Source organism: Citrobacter sp. TBCP-5362 (assembly GCF_005406305.1).
In the GTDB taxonomy this organism is placed as follows: domain Bacteria; phylum Pseudomonadota; class Gammaproteobacteria; order Enterobacterales; family Enterobacteriaceae; genus Citrobacter_B; species Citrobacter_B koseri.
This window is the reverse complement of record NZ_CP040234.1, coordinates 3,232,815-3,250,514: the sequence shown is the minus strand read 5'-3', so window position 1 is coordinate 3,250,514 and position 17,700 is coordinate 3,232,815. Positions and strand designations below refer to the sequence as shown.

General features: G+C 55.9%; 16 protein-coding genes. 7 read left to right on the top strand and 9 right to left on the bottom strand.

The window, feature by feature from the left end; translation table 11 throughout:
* Positions 1-8: 8 nt before the first annotated feature.
* The 3 genes from FD428_RS15520 (at position 9) to FD428_RS15510 (ending at position 3,243) form a co-directional block, all read left to right on the top strand.
* The gene (locus FD428_RS15520; protein ID WP_114847740.1) at positions 9-1,037 is read left to right on the top strand and encodes a sugar phosphate isomerase/epimerase; all 1,029 of its coding nucleotides are present in this window, start codon (positions 9-11) and stop codon (positions 1,035-1,037) included.
* Positions 1,034-2,185 (top strand): Gfo/Idh/MocA family protein, encoded by a 1,152-nt coding sequence (locus FD428_RS15515; protein ID WP_114847741.1) that lies wholly within the window; start codon positions 1,034-1,036, stop codon positions 2,183-2,185. Before FD428_RS15520 ends, FD428_RS15515 begins: the two co-directional genes overlap by 4 nt.
* A 77-nt stretch (positions 2,186-2,262) precedes the next feature.
* The gene (locus FD428_RS15510; protein ID WP_114847742.1) at positions 2,263-3,243 is read left to right on the top strand and encodes a LacI family DNA-binding transcriptional regulator; all 981 of its coding nucleotides are present in this window, start codon (positions 2,263-2,265) and stop codon (positions 3,241-3,243) included.
* A gap of 2 nt (positions 3,244-3,245) precedes the next feature.
* Here the strand turns inward: FD428_RS15510 and FD428_RS15505 are convergent, their stop codons facing one another.
* Both FD428_RS15505 and FD428_RS15500 read right to left on the bottom strand, forming a co-directional pair.
* Entirely contained in the window at positions 3,246-4,490 is a 1,245-nt protein-coding gene (locus tag FD428_RS15505; protein WP_114847743.1) for a mechanosensitive ion channel family protein, read from the bottom strand.
* 74 nt (positions 4,491-4,564) lie between these two features.
* Positions 4,565-6,001: an MFS transporter gene (locus FD428_RS15500; protein WP_114847744.1), complete on the bottom strand. Its 1,437-nt coding sequence runs from the start codon at positions 5,999-6,001 to the stop codon at positions 4,565-4,567.
* 107 nt (positions 6,002-6,108) lie between these two features.
* Between FD428_RS15500 and FD428_RS15495 the strand changes: the two genes are divergently transcribed.
* On the top strand, positions 6,109-6,975 hold the full coding sequence (locus FD428_RS15495) for a helix-turn-helix transcriptional regulator (RefSeq protein ID WP_049010291.1): 867 nt from the start codon (positions 6,109-6,111) through the stop codon (positions 6,973-6,975).
* 223 nt (positions 6,976-7,198) lie between these two features.
* Here the strand turns inward: FD428_RS15495 and nfsB are convergent, their stop codons facing one another.
* The 3 genes from nfsB to FD428_RS15480 form a co-directional block, all read right to left on the bottom strand.
* On the bottom strand, positions 7,199-7,852 hold the full coding sequence (gene nfsB / locus FD428_RS15490) for an oxygen-insensitive NAD(P)H nitroreductase (RefSeq protein ID WP_047458272.1): 654 nt from the start codon (positions 7,850-7,852) through the stop codon (positions 7,199-7,201).
* A gap of 120 nt (positions 7,853-7,972) precedes the next feature.
* Entirely contained in the window at positions 7,973-8,341 is a 369-nt protein-coding gene (locus tag FD428_RS15485) for an MmcQ/YjbR family DNA-binding protein (protein ID WP_047458270.1), read from the bottom strand.
* The gene (locus FD428_RS15480) at positions 8,341-8,922 is read right to left on the bottom strand and encodes a TetR/AcrR family transcriptional regulator (protein ID WP_012133421.1); all 582 of its coding nucleotides are present in this window, start codon (positions 8,920-8,922) and stop codon (positions 8,341-8,343) included. The genes FD428_RS15485 and FD428_RS15480 overlap by 1 nt, the downstream gene beginning before the upstream one ends.
* A 190-nt stretch (positions 8,923-9,112) precedes the next feature.
* Here FD428_RS15480 and FD428_RS15475 point away from each other — a divergent pair, with 190 nt between their 5' ends.
* Together FD428_RS15475 and FD428_RS15470 are read left to right on the top strand one after the other, a co-directional pair.
* The gene (locus tag FD428_RS15475; protein ID WP_012133420.1) at positions 9,113-10,213 is read left to right on the top strand and encodes an MBL fold metallo-hydrolase; all 1,101 of its coding nucleotides are present in this window, start codon (positions 9,113-9,115) and stop codon (positions 10,211-10,213) included.
* 29 nt (positions 10,214-10,242) lie between these two features.
* Positions 10,243-10,584 carry a RamA family antibiotic efflux transcriptional regulator gene (locus FD428_RS15470; protein ID WP_024130566.1) on the top strand — a complete coding sequence of 114 codons (342 nt, stop codon included), beginning with the start codon at positions 10,243-10,245 and terminating at the stop codon, positions 10,582-10,584.
* Between the two features lie 36 nt (positions 10,585-10,620).
* Here FD428_RS15470 and FD428_RS15465 read toward each other — a convergent pair whose 3' ends face one another.
* Complete coding sequence (locus tag FD428_RS15465; protein WP_114847776.1) at positions 10,621-12,765, bottom strand: TonB-dependent siderophore receptor; 2,145 nt, start codon at positions 12,763-12,765, stop codon at positions 10,621-10,623.
* Between the two features lie 157 nt (positions 12,766-12,922).
* Between FD428_RS15465 and FD428_RS15460 the strand changes: the two genes are divergently transcribed.
* Positions 12,923-14,548 (top strand): alpha/beta hydrolase-fold protein, encoded by a 1,626-nt coding sequence (locus tag FD428_RS15460; protein WP_114847746.1) that lies wholly within the window; start codon positions 12,923-12,925, stop codon positions 14,546-14,548.
* On the opposite strand, the gene FD428_RS15455 is transcribed toward FD428_RS15460, so the two are convergent.
* The 3 genes from FD428_RS15455 to betA form a co-directional block, all read right to left on the bottom strand.
* The gene (locus FD428_RS15455; RefSeq protein WP_114847747.1) at positions 14,477-14,725 is read right to left on the bottom strand and encodes a DUF1158 domain-containing protein; all 249 of its coding nucleotides are present in this window, start codon (positions 14,723-14,725) and stop codon (positions 14,477-14,479) included. The genes FD428_RS15460 and FD428_RS15455 overlap by 72 nt on opposite strands.
* 65 nt (positions 14,726-14,790) lie before the next feature.
* Positions 14,791-15,909, bottom strand: a complete 1,119-nt coding sequence (locus FD428_RS15450) for a YbdK family carboxylate-amine ligase (protein ID WP_110494557.1) — start codon at positions 15,907-15,909, stop codon at positions 14,791-14,793.
* A 106-nt stretch (positions 15,910-16,015) separates the two neighbouring features.
* Positions 16,016-17,692 carry a choline dehydrogenase gene (gene betA, locus FD428_RS15445; protein ID WP_114847748.1) on the bottom strand — a complete coding sequence of 559 codons (1,677 nt, stop codon included), beginning with the start codon at positions 17,690-17,692 and terminating at the stop codon, positions 16,016-16,018.
* Positions 17,693-17,700 lie beyond the last annotated feature (8 nt).

Here is a 17,700-nt window from a genome sequence, read left to right as displayed (position 1 = left end):
GAGGGGTTATGAGAACCATTAAGGGACCGGGTATTTTTCTGGCGCAGTTTATCGGCAGGCAACCCCCGTTTAATACGCTGGAAGGGCTGGCCGGTTGGGCGGCAGGGCTGGGTTATAAGGCCTTGCAGATCCCCTGCAATCATAAAGCGTTGTTTGATGTTGAACAGGCCGCCGTGAGCCAGACCTACTGTGATGATATTCGCGGGATGCTGGCGGATCACGGCCTGGTCATCAGTGAATTATCGACCCATCTTGAAGGTCAACTGATTGCGGTACACCCGGCCTATGATGAGGCGTTTGCCGGTTTTGCGCCGCCGTCGGTGCGCGGAAACCCGCAGGCGCGACAGGCATGGGCGACGCAGACGTTGCAACAGGCTGCCGCCGCTTCGCAAAAACTGGGGCTGACCGCACATGCCACCTTCTCCGGTTCGCTCGCCTGGCCCTATTTTTACCCCTGGCCGCCGCATAATCGTCAGCGTTTTGACGAGGCGTTCAGCGAACTGGCGCGCCGCTGGCGACCGATTCTCGACTGCTTTGATGAGCATGGCGTGGACGTGTGTTATGAGATTCACCCCAGCGAGGATTTGCACGATGGCGTCACGTTCGAGCGTTTTTTAGCGCTGGTCGACGATCATGCGCGTTGCCATATTCTGTACGATCCCAGCCACCTGCTGCTGCAACAGATGGATTATCTGGGTTTTGTGGATGTGTACCACTCGCGCATTAAAGCGTTTCATGTGAAAGATGCCGAGTATCGCGCCAGCAGCCGTAGCGGCGTATACGGCGGGTATCAACCCTGGATTGAGCGGGCCGGGCGGTTTCGTTCGCCGGGCGACGGACAGGTGGATTTCAAAACGCTGTTCAGCAAGTTCGCCCAATATGATTACCCCGGCTGGGCGGTACTGGAGTGGGAGTGCTGCCTGAAAGAAGCCGCCACCGGCGCGCGTGAGGGCAGTGAATTTATTCGCCGTCATATTATTCCGGTTTCTGAGCATGCGTTTGATGATTTCGCTGCGGGTGATGAGGTACGTAAATGATTCAGGTTGGCATTATCGGAACCGGGTTTATTGGCCCTGCGCATATTGAAGCCTTGCGCCGACCGGGAAACGTATCGGTGGTTGCGCTTTGTGACAGTTCGCTGGAGAAGGCGCAGGAGAAAGCCCGGGCGCTAAACGTTCCGCATGCTTACGGCAGCGTGGAGGCATTACTGGCGCATCCGGGATTGCAGGTGGTACACAATTGCACGCCGAACTATCTTCATGCCGACATTAATCGCCAGGCGTTGCGGGCGGGGTTGTCTGTGTTCTCCGAAAAACCGCTCTGCATGACGCCGGATGAAGCGCGTGAACTGGCCGCACTGGCGGAGCAGGCGGGGGTGGTGCATGGCGTGAGTTTTGTCTACCGGCAGTTTGCGATGGTGCAGCAGGCTGCCAGCATGGTACGCGCCGGGAGCATTGGGCGGCAGTTTTCCGTGCAGGGCAGTTATTTGCAGGACTGGATGCTGCTGGAAACCGACTATAACTGGCGCGTAGACCCCGCGCTTGGCGGGGGCTCACGCGCGGTGGCGGATATCGGTTCACACTGGTGCGACACGGTGCAGTTTGTTACCGGAAATCGGATTGTGGAGGTGATGGCGGATCTTGCCACGGTCTGGCCAACGCGTAAGGCCAGCGTGGAAGGAAACTCGACGTTTACTCAGCCGCTCACGGAACGCCAGTGGGTAGATAAACCGGTCAGCACGGAAGACAGAGGCGCGGTGCTGGTACGTTTTGATGACGGTAGCAAAGGCTGTTTCAGCGTTTCACAGGTGAGCGCCGGGCGGAAAAACCAGCTGACATTTGAGATTAACGGCAGTCACTGTTCGCTGGCCTGGGATCAGGAAGTGCCGCAGCAGCTGTGGATCGGCCACCGGCAGCAGGCGAATCAGATCCTGACGGACGACCCCGGATTAATGAACGCGGATGTGGCTGGCAGCGCGCACTTTCCCGGTGGGCATATTGAGGGCTGGCCGGATGCCTTTAAAAACATGATGCAGCAGTTTTATCTTGCGGTGCAGGCAGGAAAAATGCCCGCGCCGGAGGTGCGTCGTTTTGCCTCGTTCGCGGACGGTGCTGACGTGATGTATATCATTGACGCCATTGTGAAAAGCCATCAACACCAGCGGTGGGTGAGCGTGATGCGGTAAACCTTCGCCCGGTTCGCCGGAGGGCGATTTTATGGTAGCCTCAACACAAAGCGCAAACCGCAGGATGTGTCGCCGTTATGTCTATTCAAAAAATCGCCCAGCTCGCCGGTGTGTCGGTGGCGACGGTATCACGCGTGCTCAATAACAGTGATACCGTCAAAGCCAAAAACCGCGAGCGCGTGCTGCAAGCCATCAAGGAAAGTAACTATCAGCCCAACCTGCTGGCGCGCCAGCTTCGCACCGCGCGCAGCTCAATGATTCTGGTGATGGTTTCAAATATTGCGAACCCTTTTTGCGCTGAAGTGGTGAAGGGCATTGAAGAAGAGGCGGAGAAAAACGGGTATCGCATTCTGCTGTGTAATTCAGGCTCGGATATGGCGCGTTCAAAATCGGCGCTGAAACTGCTCTCGGGGAAAATTGTCGATGGCATTATCACTATGGATGCGTTTTCAAAATTACCGGAGCTGACCACCATGATCGGCGATGCGCCGTGGGTGCAGTGCGCGGAATACGCCGATAAAGGCGCGGTCTCCTGTGTGGGGATCAATGACGTTGATGCCGCACAGTCGGTCATCTTCCATCTGGTCGAAAAGGGGTATCAGCGGATTGCGCTGATCAACCATGATTTAAGCTATAAATATGCGCGTCTGAGGGAGCGGGGGTATAAGGCGGCGCTTCATGCCTGGTCTCTGGATTATCAGGCGGTAGAGTATGCCAGCGAACTGAGTTCCAGCGCCGGAATGGCGGCGATGGACGTTTTGCTGGCGGCAGAAACGCGCCCGGATGCGGTTTTTGCGGTATCGGATACCCTGGCGGCAGGCGCCATGCGCGCCATTGCCAACGCCGGATTGCGCATCCCGCAGGATATCGCCGTCGTGGGTTTTGACGGTACGGAGCTGGCGGAGATGGTCTCCCCGCAACTGACCACTATCGAGCAGCCTTCCCGCGATATTGGCCGTAAAGCGGTCGGGCTGCTGCTGAACCGGATTGAACACCCGGATGCGTCAACCGAAAGGGTGATGATGGACTGGCGCTATATTTCCCGCGCCAGTACCTGATATTAGCGCTGAAACGCCCCGGACAGCGCGCGAATATCGTTTCCTGTAGGGGACTGGTGAATCCGTAAGCCAAACTCTTCGACCACGGCAAAAATGTGGTCGAAAATATCGGCCTGAATACTTTCATATTCCAGCCACACCACGGTATTGGTAAACGCGTAAATCTCAATGGGTAAACCCTGATCGTCCGGCGCAAGCTGGCGTACCATCATGGTCATATCTTTGCGGATACGCGGATGGTGGCGTAAATATTCATTCAGGTAGGCGCGGAAAGTGCCAATATTGGTCATCCGACGATGATTGAGTACGGATTCCGGCGCAGTCTGCTGTTGGTTCCATTCCTGGATTTCCTGATGACGGGTGGTTAAATAGGGCTTTAACAAATGCGCTTTATATAAACGCTGCTGCTCATCCTCATCAAGAAAATGAATGCTGGTGGCGTCGATACTGATGCTGCGTTTAATTCGGCGACCGCCAGAGGCGGACATGCCGCTCCAGTTTTTGAAAGAGTCCGAAACCAGGGACCAGGTGGGGATGGTGGTAATGGTATTATCCCAGTTACGCACTTTCACGGTGGTTAAGCCGATATCGATCACCGCGCCGTCCGCGCCGTATTTCGGCATTTCCAGCCAGTCGCCCAGCTTCAGCATATCGTTCGCTGAAAGCTGTATACCCGCGACCAGACCGAGAATGGGGTCTTTAAACACCAGCATTAAGACGGCGGCCATCGCACCGAGACTGCTAATGAGAATGGCCGGAGACTGACCTATCAGCAGGGAGATCATCAGAATACCGATGATAATGGCGCCGATGAGTTTGATGCCCTGGAATATCCCTTTCAGCGGAAGCTGAGACGCCGCCGGGAATTTTTGCGACAGGTTGAGAATAACATCCAGTAACGAAAAGACGGACAACAGGGCATACATCATGATCCACAGCTGTGCGCAGGTGGTTAATATCTCAGCCGCCTCAGTCCCCTTTTGTAGCCAGAGCACAGCCTGAATATTGACGATAATCCCCTGGAGCGTAAATGCCAGGCGGTGAAATAATTTATTCTGGGTAATGATTTGCAGCCACAGGCGTGAACTGGCGCTGGCGCGCTTTTCAAAGGCTCGCAGCACCACCCAATGCAAAATAATATGCACAATGATGGCAGTGAGAAAAATAATGCCAAAAATCATCACCAGCGAAGTGGTGTGATTCATTTCGATCCCGAGTTCTTCTACCTGAGATATTAATTCCTGCATAACGTCTCCTTTATAAACAGCGGTCTATGATGACCGCTGTGCGGATATTATGCAAATTGCACGATGCAGGTTTGTTATTTTGACACCATACAGGGGCGGGTTGCATTGATATTCAATGCGCGGCGAAACCATAATGTCGCCAGAACCAGACTGAGCATCATGGCAGCTTCGACGGCCAGAAAACCGATCACCGACTGCGTATAATCGCCGTGACTATTGTGTTGCAGATGCAAAAATAACGCCCCCAGCACCGCCGGGCCAAGCCCCAATGTGGCTTGCTGCAACGTGCTTAAAATGGCGCTTCCGGCTCCGGCATCCTGCGTGCTGATATCGCGCATGCCGATACGATAAAAGCTGTTCACGATCAGCGCCTGTCCATAACCTATCAGGGCCGTTGCCGGCGCCAGCGCGAAGGTGGATGTTTGCATACCCGAATGCCAGAAGGTCATCATTAACCCGGCTAAGCCGACTATCTGAATCGCCAGACCCATCAACAGAATACGCCCCATGCTGTAGCGCGCAATCAATCGCGGTGCGTAGCAGGCCGAGATGAAATAGGCCGCGCCGAGGGCGATAAAGCTGTTACCGGATTCCCACGGCGCCATCCCCAGACCCATTTGCAGAGTCAGCGCCATACAGAACATAAAACCTGACCATGCGCTAAAAAACAGCAATGCGATCAGAATGCCGAAGCGGATGCTGGTCAGCCGTAACAGGCGCGGCGGCAGAAGCGGGTGCTGGTGGCGCAGCTCCTGCCGGAGCGCATTTTTACGCATCCACCATCCCAGCGGGAGAATGGCAAATAGCGCCGCCTGAGCCTGCCAGGGCCAGCCGGTTTCTGGCCCCAGCGCCATAGGAAAAAGCAGGCAGCAGAGGATGGCGGCCAGACAGACGGTGCCCAACCAGTCGATGTCGGCGCGGGTTTCGCTGGCCGTTTCGGGAACGTGGCGGCGGCTGAATGCCAGTACCAGAAGGCAGACCGGGACATTAATAAAAAATGCGTTGCGCCAGCCAAGCCCGGCGATATCCGCCGAGACCAGCCAGCCACCGCCCATTTGACCGACGATAAAGGCAATGCCGCCAATACCGCCATACAAACTGATGGCCTTTGCGTGCGCGCTTCCTTTTAGCGTGACGTGAAGCGTGGCGAGAATTTGCGGCACGATCAACGCCGCGCCAGCCCCCTGCAAAATACGGGCGCCCAGCAGCATGTGAATAGAATTCGCCAGACCGCAGAGCAGGGAGGCGACGCCAAAGAATGCGACTCCCCACATAAACAGGCGGCGGCGACCGTAGTTATCGCCGAGCTTGCTCCCCAACGCCAGACAGACCGCGAACGTAATCCCATAGAGGGCGACAATTAACTCCAGTTGCGTCGTTGTCGCCTGTAAAGACCGGGTAATGGATTCCAGGGCGACGTTGGTAATCGATGTATCAATAAGCGGCAGCATTTGGCCTGTCAGCAAGAGCGATAGCCCGGTGCGACTGAGTGAAACGGCTGACGTATTCATGGTAACTCCATTGCGTCATTCAACAGATGGACGTAGCATTACTGAAGAATTAAACGGGTACCAGTTCCTGGTTATACTGGTATTGGTACTACCATGCTGGAGGTAATATGACGGTGATGACGCGACGTGAGCCCACGGTGATGCAACCCGCAGACAACCGGAAGCAGCTCGGCGCATTTTTACGCGCCCGGCGGGAAAGCCTCGATCCGCAACGTATGGGGCTGCCGCGCGTCGGTCGGCGGCGAACGCCCGGTCTGCGCCGCGAAGAGGTGGCGATGCTGGCGGAAGTTGGCGTGACCTGGTACACCTGGCTGGAACAGGGGCGGGAGGTGAATCCCTCTGAGTCGGTACTGGTTGGCGTTGCGAATGCGCTGCAATGCAGCCCGCTGGAAACCCGACACCTGTTTGTACTGGCCGGGCTGACGCCGCCGGAATCGACGCAGATCACCGTGTGCGAGGGGATCAGCGCGGGAACCCGCCGTATGCTTGACAGCCTGATGCCGCAGCCAGCCAGCATTCAGAAACCTAATTTTGATATTGTGGCGTGGAATGAGAGTTTTTGTCGGCTGATGGGCGTGGATTTTGCCACGATCCCGGATGACGATCGCAACTGTATTTACCTCTACCTCACCAACGAAACCTGGCGCAGTCGCATAGAAAACCGCGACGTGCTGCCGACGTTTGTCTCTTATTTCCGTGCGGCAATGGCGGAACACCGTGGCGATCCGGGGTGGGAAAATAAACTGGCGCGCTTTTTCGCCGCATCTTCCGAGTTTGAAGCGTTATGGCATCAGCGTTATGAGGTGCGTGGCGTGGAAAACCAGGTGAAGAATTTTCTCCATCCCCGGTTAGGGCGTTTTAGTTTGCAGCAGATGTACTGGTATTCCGCACCGCGTAACGGCTCCCGGTTGTTGGTGTATTTACCGATGGATGAGGCCGGAGAACAGGCGCTGGCGTGGCTGGATAAGCAGTAAAATGCCCGGTGGCGCTATGCTTACCGGGCCTACAACAACGTGTGCTCCGTAGGCCGGATAAGGCGATATGCCCGGTGGCGCTGCGCTTACCGGGCCTACAATAACGTGTGCTCCGTAGGCCGGATAAGGCGATATGCCCGGTGGCGCTGCGCTTACCGGGCCTACAATAGCGTATGCTCCGTAGGCCGGATAAGGCGCAGCCGCCATCCGGCATAACAAGAAATCAGACTTCCGTCAGGGTGGTTTCCTGCGGCAGGCGGGATTTCGGCAGCGCAGCGTTAAAATCTTCTACGCTGTGATGGCCGACAGGCACCACGACCAGGCTGGTATAACCTTTCTCTTTCAGGCCAAATTCAGCGTCAAGAACCGCGGCGTCGAAGCCTTCAATCGGTACGGCGTCCAGACCCATCGCGGCGACGCCCAGCAGGAAGTTGCCAACGTTCAGGTATACCTGTTTCGCCATCCACTGATCGTCATCTTTCAGGTCGCGGCGGTGCAGATCCGCGAAAAAGCGACGGCCTTTGTTATTTGCCGCTTTGGCTTCCGGCGTGGCAAAACGGCCATCGGCATCTTCCTGATCGACAACGCGATCCAGCCAGGCGTCGTCCATTGCGGTTTTTGCGCAAAACACGACGACATGGGAAGCATCCAGCATTTTGCGCTCGTTAAACACGAAATTACCGGCGGCGGATTTCGCAACGCGCGCTTTCCCTTCTTCGGTACTGGCGACGATGAAATGCCACGGCTGAGAGTTGGTGCTGGAAGGGCTATATTGCAGCAATGTTTTGAGTTTTTCCGCTTCGTCTGCGGTCAGTTGTTTGCTGGGATCGAACGCCTTAGTGGAGTAGCGTTTTAAGGCGACAGAAACGATATCCATAAATACTCCTGATGTTTTTTAATACCCTGCGGGTGCGTTTTCGTGCCAGCAGGGTACAGGGTTAGCGCATAAAAGATAAGAGAGAAAAGTGCGAAAACACTTATCGATATCAACGATAAATCAGGCGGGGCGCAGACGTTTTTGATCTTTTTTAGCCAGACCATCCACCACCAGATTCCAGGAGTCGCCGATCAGGTCGGCAAGCAGCGACGGTGTGATATCGTCTCCTGCGTAAACGGAAATCCAGTGTTTTTTGTTCATGTGGTAACCGGGTTCAATACTGCGGTAAATCTGCTGATTTAACAGGGATTTCTGTGGATCGGATTTCAGGTTCACAAATCGACGGCCGCGTTGTTCTGAAACGATCATGAATATCTTGCCGCCGACTTTAAAGACATCGAACTCCGGGCCGAACGGCCAGCAGTGTTCGGTGAAAGGCAGTTCGAGCGCGATGCGTTTCGCACAACGGTGCAGCGTCTGGCCGTCCATTATTTTTCCTCGCGGGTGAGGGCGCGCCACATCGCTTCAAAACCCAGCGAGATGTACTCATTTGCGTGGGCCGGATCGCGGGCGGCAAATTCCATCGTGGTTTCCGCCAGGGTGAGGAACAGGGCATCGCCAAAGGCACGGTATTCGTCAGACATGAAAATGGGCAGAACCGAGCGATGGCAGAGATCGCGCAGTTCCGGGAACATATCGTCTGCCAGTTGCTCGGTTTCTTTCGTGATTTTCTCACTAACCGCAAGCTGGCGGATGGTGCGGTGCCCGTTAGTGTTGTTCAGGCCCCAGTTGATGTAGCTGTTCCAGATGAAGTGCGTCATGGTTCTGGTGTCGGTGATTGAACGGTCCAGATTCGCCATCATCGACTGGCAGAGATCCTGCTTCAAATGCAGATAAAGCTCGTTGATTAAGTCATCTTTTGTCGCGAAATAGCGAAACAATGTTCCCTCAGCAACACCTGCGTTGCGAGCAATGACGGCGGTGGAGGCGGCAATGCCGGATTGCGCGATCGCTTTTGTTGCGGCTTCCAGTAACGCCAGTTTTTTGTCTTCACTCTTCGGACGAGCCACTACACTTTACCCTTAATGATGTAAAAAACACGATTGAAACACGCTCTTTGCAGCGCCGCAACGGTGAATGTCAAAGATTGAAAATCATCTTGACGAGATTCCTTCGCTTTCTATAATGAGTGCTTACTCACTCATAATCAAGTGACAGTCGCGCAAACCAGCGGAAAGGGGCGCGTTTTCGGATCAGGATATGAAGCGTCTCACAATTTGTGTGGTTGTTATTATGCTTATTGCTTCTACAGCGAGTCTGCCGTTTGTCCTTAACGCCGGGTTTGGTCAGGTGCCGCAGGGCGCTCAACTGAGCCTGGTGGAACAGTCTCCACACTATCGTGATGGACAGTTTCATAATCAATTACCCACTCCCGGTTACACCGGGGATAAGGGGATGCTCGCCGCATGGTGGGAGTTTCTGGTCGCTAAACGTGAAAACGCGCGGCCTGCCCAGCCGTTGCCGCTGGTAAACACCGATCTCGCCAGCGTACCGCGCGATCGGGACACGCTCATCTGGCTGGGCCATTCCTCCTGGTATCTGCAACTGGCGGGAAAACGCATTCTGATCGACCCGGTATTCAGCAGCTATGCGGCGCCGTTTTCGTTTCTGAATAAAGCCTTTGCCGGAGACTACCCCTGGACGGCGCAAAATATGCCGGAGATCGACCTGCTGATCATCTCGCACGATCACTATGACCATCTGGACTACGCCACCATCAAAGCGCTGATGCCGAAGATTAAGCGGGTCATTACGCCGCTGGGTGTGGGATCGCATTTGCGCTACTGGGGCATGAATGGCGGGATTATCGACGAGCGCGACTGGAACCAGTCCGTCAGGATCGATGACGCGCTGCTGATCCACGTCCTGCCCGCGCGCCATTTTTCTGGTCGGGGGCTCAAACGTAACCAGACGCTGTGGGCGAGTTTTATGTTTGAGACGCCTGAGCAGAAGGTTTATTACAGCGGGGACTCCGGTTACGGGCCGCATTTTAAGGCGATTGGAGAACAGTTCGGCTCAGTCGATCTGGCCATCATGGAAAACGGTCAGTACGACCGGGACTGGCGATACATTCACATGATGCCGGAAGAGACCGCGCAGGCGGCGCAGGACCTGCGCGCAAAAGCGATTTTACCCGGTCATGCCGGGCGTTTTGTCCTGGCGAAACACAGTTGGGACGATCCGTATAAACGTCTGGCGCTGGCGAGTCGTCATAAACGCTACCGTCTGCTGACGCCGACGCTGGGTGAACCGGTGATGTTGGCCGATCCGACCCAGCAGTTTACGGCCTGGTGGGAATAAGCGACCATTTTTCGGAGGGGGAGAGCACGATGACCATTTCCGCTCAGGTAATCGACACTATTGTCGAGTGGATTGATGATAATTTAAATCAACCGTTGCGCATTGATGATATTGCCCGCCACGCCGGGTACTCCAAATGGCATCTGCAACGCCTGTTTATGCAGTACAAAGGGGAGAGTCTGGGGCGCTATATCCGGGAGCGTAAGCTGCGGCTGGCGGCGCGTGATTTACGCGATACTGACCAAAGGGTGTATGACATCTGCCTGAAGTACGGTTTTGATTCGCAGCAGACCTTTACGCGGATCTTCACCCGAACCTTTAATCAGCCGCCGGGCGCCTACCGTAAAGAGAATCACAGCCGTACGCACTGAGTTTCCCCGGCAGCGCCTGGCTGCCGGGAATCTTTCTTACCAGGAATAGCTCACTGTTGCCGTAACCGTGCGACCTACGCCATAGAAGCAGGCGGTGTCGCTGGCGCAAGAGGCCACGTATTTCGTATCGGCGATATTATTGACATTAAACTGTACGGCTGCGCCTTTCAGGCTGCTGTTCAGTTCTCCCAGTTCGTAGCTCACCATCGCGTCATACAGATCCACCGCCGGCACTTTAAAGGTGTTTTTCGCATCGCCGTAGCTGGTGCCGATGTAGCGCACGCCCACGCCGGTCGTCAGGCTTTTCAGCGGGCCGCCGGGGAAGGTATAACTGGCGAAGGCGGAAGCCATGTGGGCAGGAATACGGGCAGGCGTTTTCCCTTCCGTACCCGCTACCGTGGTGTTGACGGTTTCCGCATCCGTGTAGGTATACGAGCCAATCAGGTTGACGCTATCCCACAGTGAAGAGTGAATTTCCGCTTCCACGCCTTTGGAACGCACTTCCCCCGCGTTTTCGAACCAGCCCAGCGTGCTGTTGTAAGTGGACACATTGCTCTGTTTGAGATCGTATAACGCCAGCGACATCAGCGTGTTATCCACCGGCTGATACTTCACGCCCACTTCGGTTTGTTTACCGGTAGTGGGTTTAAACGGCGCGCTGCCCGGCGCGCGGTTGGTTTGCAGATTAGGTTCATACGAGGTGCTGTAGCTGATGTACGGCGAGAGGCCGAAATCAAAGGCATACAGCAAGCCGGTACGCCAGGTGAACTTGTTGTCGTTCTGCTGCGTTTTCTCACTGTTGATGTAATCGGTGGTGCGAACTTCCGTCCAGTCATAGCGCCCGGAGAGCAGCAGCTCCCAGTTGTTCCAGCTCATCTGATCCTGCAAATAGAGGCCCATCTGATCGAGGTTCTGCTGTTCGTGGCTGGCGGTGCTGAAGGTGCTTTCATCGACGTTTACGCCATAAACCGGGTGCGTCCAGTCCATATCGTACTGCGAGCCGGAACCGCGCATTAACAGTTGCTTGTCGTTGCTGGACTTGTAATCCAGCCCGCCGAGCAGCGTATGGTTCATCTGCGCGGTCGCAAACTGTGCTTCCAGTTGGTTATCAATGCCAAACTCATTGGTCGTGCGCTCCTCATGCTGGGCGCGACGGCTGAGCAGCGTGCTTTCCGGTTTGCTGTTGAAGTAAACCAGATAGCGGTATTTTTGCTTGATGCTGGCATAGCGGGCGTTCTGGCGGAAGGTCATCATGTCATTGAACTGATGTTCAAACTCATAACCCACCATCGTCTGCTCACGCCATGACTGATCGTAATCAGGATCGCTGACGTTAAAATCGAGCGGAATATATTTTCCGTTAGCGCTGGTGACGGTGCCATAAGCAGGCAGGAAGTTACGGTAGCCCGCATCGGGATCTTTCTGGTAGCTGGTCAGCAGCGTGAAACGGGTCTGATCGTTTGGATACCAGGTGATAGCCGGAGCAATCGCGACGCGCGAATCTTTATAGTCTTCAACCTGGTTATGTTGAGTGCGGGCGATCCCGTTCAGGCGATACAGTACCCGGCCGTCATCGCTCAGCGGGCCGCCGAAATCAAATGCGCCTTCCGCCAGATCGCGATTACCGGTGCTGAACTGAACCTTATGAATCGGTTCGCTGGTGGGGCGTTTGCTGGTCATGCTGATAAGCCCGCCGGGGTTCACCTGGCCAAACAGAACCGAAGCCGGGCCGCGCACCAGCTCTACCCGCTCCAGCAGCCACGGATCAACGGTGCCGGTTTGCGATGACGCCGTTGCGCCAAAGCTCAAACCATCAAGGAATTTAGGAACGTAGCTGAAGCCGCGTACAAACACTTCATCGTTACGGTTGGATGAGCCGCGATACTCCGTAAATGCCCCGGCGGTGTAGCGTAGCGCCTGGGAGACGGAGGTGGCGTCCAGCGCGTCCATCTGGTCGCGGGTAACGACGGAGACGGACTGCGGCGTTTTCACCAGCTCCGCGGAGGTTTTGGTTGCCGACAGGGTTTTGGTCGCCACCATTCCCTTCACCGGCGCAGTGGGTTCCTGGCTGACGCCTTGCGTCACCAGAATGGTCTCCTCCTGCGTTTTGGCAAACGTCGTCGTACTGACGGTCGCCAGGCTGAGAACCCAGAGCTGCATTATCTTGTTATTTTTAAATATCATTTAGCATCCTTTTCTATGCCATACCTGAAATTGTCCGGTCGTCCTGTCAGACAAATGCCGGACTGCCATCCTCATTAAACGCGACAGATGTTATTGCAAATCATTACCATTTGCATTAGCGTTGTTAACAAATTTCATCAGGAAAGCACCGTTAATGAAGATGGCATGGAGTGGTTTGGTGATTGGGCTGGGGACGATGTCGGCTCAGGCGATGCCGTGTTCGACGCCCTCCGTTCAGGGAGAGCAGCAGGGGAAATTTGATGCCAGCGGCGAGATCTGCTTTGTGCTTCCCGCGCTGAGTGAAAATTATGTTTCGGCCACCCTGTCGGGGATTACCGATGCTCGTTTGCTGGACGGTCAGAACCGTCGCATCCGTACTTTACTGGAAGGTGGCCCGGCCGATGGCGAGCATCAGCTGTTGTTTTCGTTGCCGGTACAACAGGCCACCTCGCTGGTGTTGCACGGTAATGAGGGCGCTCGCTGGCGGTTTACATGGCAGATGAAAGAAACCACGCCGCTGCCGAAAATACAGCGCGTCGCTCCCGTCAGCCCAACCTTGCAGCAACTGGAAAAAGCGCTGGCGGTAGGCGCCGGAACCGCCCATTTCTGGCAGGATCTACAGCGCAACGGCACGCCGCTGGTGGAGCCGGTTGACGACAGCCATAAGCGGGTTACGTTTCTGTGGCGCGGTGCGAAGCAGAACGTTTTTATTCTCGGTTCTCCGGCAGGCGATCACGATCCCCTGTTCCGCCTGGGCGATTCCGACGTCTGGTTCCGCAGCTATGTGGTGCCTGCGGATACGGTAATGCAGTACAAACTGGCGCCGGATGTTCCGCTGGTGAACGGTTCGCCGCGCGATCAGCGGCGGGCGATTCTGGTCAGCGCGCAGAGAGATCCGCTTAACCCGCTGACGCTTGGCGAGAAGTATGCCGATCGCTGGAATCAGTTTTCCCTTCTCGATCTGAGTCCCGTGCGGTTTTGCTCTGCGCAAGCTACCGCGCAGCCTGTTCGTTACGGTTCGCTTACGCGCAAAACATTGTTCAGCGAACGTCTGGGCAACAGTCGTGAAATTGCGATTTATCGCCCACACAGCGCGCAACCGGCACGCTGGACGCTGATGCTGTTTGACGGCAAAACGTATCTTGATGATTACCATATCGATCGCGTGCTGGATGGGCTGATCGCGCGCCATCAACTGCCGCCGATAAACGTGGTGTTTATTGATACGCTCGATCACGCCAGACGGGCGAAAGAGCTGCCGCCGAACCCTGATTTTGCCGACTTTATGGCGCATGAATTATTGCCCTGGCTGCGTCAGCAGGGGGTGACCACGCAACGACAAAAAACGGTGCTGGCGGGCTCCAGCTATGGCGGGCTGGCGTCATCCTGGGTCGCGTTGCGCTATCCGCGTCTGTTCGGTAACGTGCTGAGTTTATCCGGTTCGTACTGGTGGGCGCCAAAAGACGAGGAGGCCAGCTGGCTGACGCGTCAGTACCAGAATTCGCCGCGTTATCCTGTCCGCTTCTGGTTGCAGGCCGGCCGCTTTGAAACCAAAGGCCCGGACGGCGGTATTTATCGCAACACGCTGGAATTTGCGCAGGTACTACGTGAAAAAGGCTATCCGGTGAGTTTTCATCCGTGGTCAAGCGGGCACGATTACGCCGCGTGGTGTGAAGCGCTGGTTCACGGTATGCGGGATTTCACCGGCTTAGTCAGCCAGCGAAAACCAGCAACGCCAGATAAAGCGGATCACGAAATATTCGAGAGCGCCAAGCGTTAAAAACCACAGGCAAAACAGCAGGGTGTAAAGCTGGTTGAGATCCATTAAATGGAAGGTCGCAACCAGCTTTTGCGCCAGCACCATGCCCGGCGAGGGCACAGGCAGCAGCAGACAGGAGAGAAAAGCCATCAGCAGGATGCCAGCAGCGGTCATCAACGATTCAAGCGGGTGTTTCATGGCATTGTTAAACTTGAGTTAAAAAGCCATTGTCCGGGATATCGCCGGGTAACGCAAATCGTCGCCTACTGACCCGCCCAGATCTCGCAATGTTTTTTCACCAGCCCAATCAGCGAACCGCCATCCGTCACAAACTCCCGCATCTGCCGCGCTTCATTCAGCCCGTTTTTCACCTGTAGGCGCAGAGCGTTAATGGCGCTGGCGGCGCCGACGTTATCTGCGGAGGAGGCAACATTCTCCAGCAGGCGCAGCGTGTCATCAGACAGCAGGTGATGGTCGCCGGTGTGGACATCGGTCAATGTTCCCTCCAGGCCATACCGACAAGCCTGAAAGCGGTTGAATTTGTACAGCAGATAATCCCGCTCCTGATGCCTGAACGGGCGCTCGGTCAGCAGCCAGTGGGCCGTCGCCTGAATCAGCCCCGCGATATTGACCGCATGAGCAAGGGTCAGAGGCGTATCCATTACCCGAACTTCTACCGTGCCGAAGTGAGGGCTGGGACGGATATCCCAGTGCAGATCTTTGATGCTGTCGATCATGCTGGTGTACGCGAGGCGGCGGAACAGCCCTTCACATTCCTGCCAGTTGCTGGCCCACGGCATCGGGCCGTTATCAGGAAAGCTTGAGAAGATATTCAGCCGGGCGCTGGAAAAACGGGTATCTGACCCTTGCATATACGGCGATGCCGCCGCCAGCGCAATAAAGTGAGGAACAAAGCGCGACAGACCATGCAGGAGGTAGATAGCGTCATCACCGTTCGCGCATCCAATATGGACGTGCTGACCAAATACCGTCGCCTGCTGAATCAGATAACCGAAGTTTTCCAGCGTACGCTGGTAGCGCGCATTGTCGCACACCTCCTGGCGCTGCCACTTTTGAAAAGGGTGCGTGCCCCCGCCGCAGATTTCAAGATGATGGTCTGCGGCAGCCTGCAAAATCACCTGCTGCATGGCGGAGAACTGCGCCGCCGCCTGGTCAATGTTGCGGCAGACTCCCGTCGCCATCTCAAGCATGCTTTCGGTGATATCGTGCTTCACTTCTCCGGCGGTGAGTTGGGATTTGACGGCGTCAATCAGGGTGGAAGAGTCCTGGCTTAAATCGTAACCCGGCGGATTGACCACCTGCATTTCCAGTTCAATTCCCAGCGTAAACGGTTCGGAAACGTGAAAATCGGGTAGCGGCATAACGTTCTCTTTTGTCAGGGCGTTGCGTTGAGTATAGATGTCAGGGAGGAGGAGGGGGGGCGTGGTCTTTTCCCGCTCAGCAGCAGAGCGGGAAAAAGAGGTGGGATTAACGCAGCGGCGGCTGATGCACGGGCGCATCACCTGCGACGTAATAGCTTGCGGTGCTCTTTGCCAGCGGTTCGCGGCCACGAATCGCATCGGCCATCTTCTCGCCGATCATAATGGTGGTGGCGTTCAGGTTGCCGGTGATAATTTGCGGCATAATGGAGGCGTCCACCACGCGCAGATTTTCCACGCCGTGAACCCGGCCTTCGCCGTCGACTACCGCCATTTCGTCGTAACCCATTTTGCAGGTGCCGCAAGGATGAAACGCGGTCTCCGCATGGTCGCGCACAAACGCATCCAGCTGTTCGTCGGTCTGGCACGTAATGCCAGGGCTGATTTCTCGTCCACGGTATTTGTCCAGCGCAGGCTGGTTGATGATTTCACGCGTGATGCGTATGGCATCGCGGAACTCCTGCCAGTCCTGCCCGGTAGACATATAGTTAAACAGAATGGCCGGATGCTCGCGCGGATCGCGCGATTTAATGTGCACATGCCCACGGCTGGGTGAGCGCATCGAACCGACATGGCACTGAAAACCGTGTTCTTTCACCGCATTCGAGCCGTTGTAATTAATCGCCACCGGCAGGAAGTGATACTGAATATTCGGCCAGCTAAACGCTTCGCTGCTGCGGATAAATCCACCTGCCTCAAAATGGTTGCTGGCGCCCACGCCGGTGCCGCCAAATAACCACTCAGCGCCAATTTTCGGCTGGTTCCACCATTGCAACGCCGGGTAGAGAGAGACGGGTTCTTTGCACTCATACTGTAGATACATCTCCAGATGGTCCTGCAAGTTTTCACCCACGCCCGGCAGGTGGTGCACCAGCGGAATATCAAACGCTTTCAGTAGCGATGCGTCACCCACGCCGGAGCGTTGCAGGATTTGCGGCGACGCAATGGCGCCCGCGCACAGCAACACCTCTTTACGCGCCATCGCCCGGGTCGGGATGGTGCTGTCGCCTTCCAGCCACTCAACGCCTGACGCTTTTTTACCTTCGAATAGAATATGGTCGGTCAGCGCATGGGTGATGATGGTCAGATTCGGCCGACCTTTGGCCTGATCGAGATACCCGCGTGCCGTACTGGCGCGTCGTCCTTGCGGCGTCACGGTTCTGTCCATCGGCCCAAACCCCTCCTGCTGATAGCCGTTGAGGTCGTCGGTACGTGGATATCCCGCCTGGACGCCCGCTTCTATCATCGCATGGAACAATGGGTTGTTATTGTGCTTTGGCGTGGCGACGCTTACCGGGCCGTCGCCGCCGTGGTAGTCGTTGGGGCCGATATCACGGGTTTCCGCCTTGCGGTAATAGGGCAGGCAGTTGAGGTAACTCCAGTGTTCGAGGCCTGGCTCCTGCGCCCAGTTGTCGAGATCCATCGCGTTGCCGCGAATGTAACACATGCCGTTAATCAGCGATGAGCCGCCCAGCCCTTTACCACGGCCGCACTCCATGCGGCGGTAGTTCATATGCGGCTCCGGTTCGGTCTCATACGCCCAGTTATAACGTTTACCCTGTAGCGGAAACGCCAGCGCGGCAGGCATCTGGGTGCGGAAATCCGCACGGTAGTCCGGGCCGCCCGCTTCCAGCAGCAACACGGTGGTGTCGCTGTCTTCAGTCAGCCGTGTTGCCAGTACGTTGCCCGCCGAACCGGCGCCAATAATGATGTAGTCAAAATGCAAACAAACCT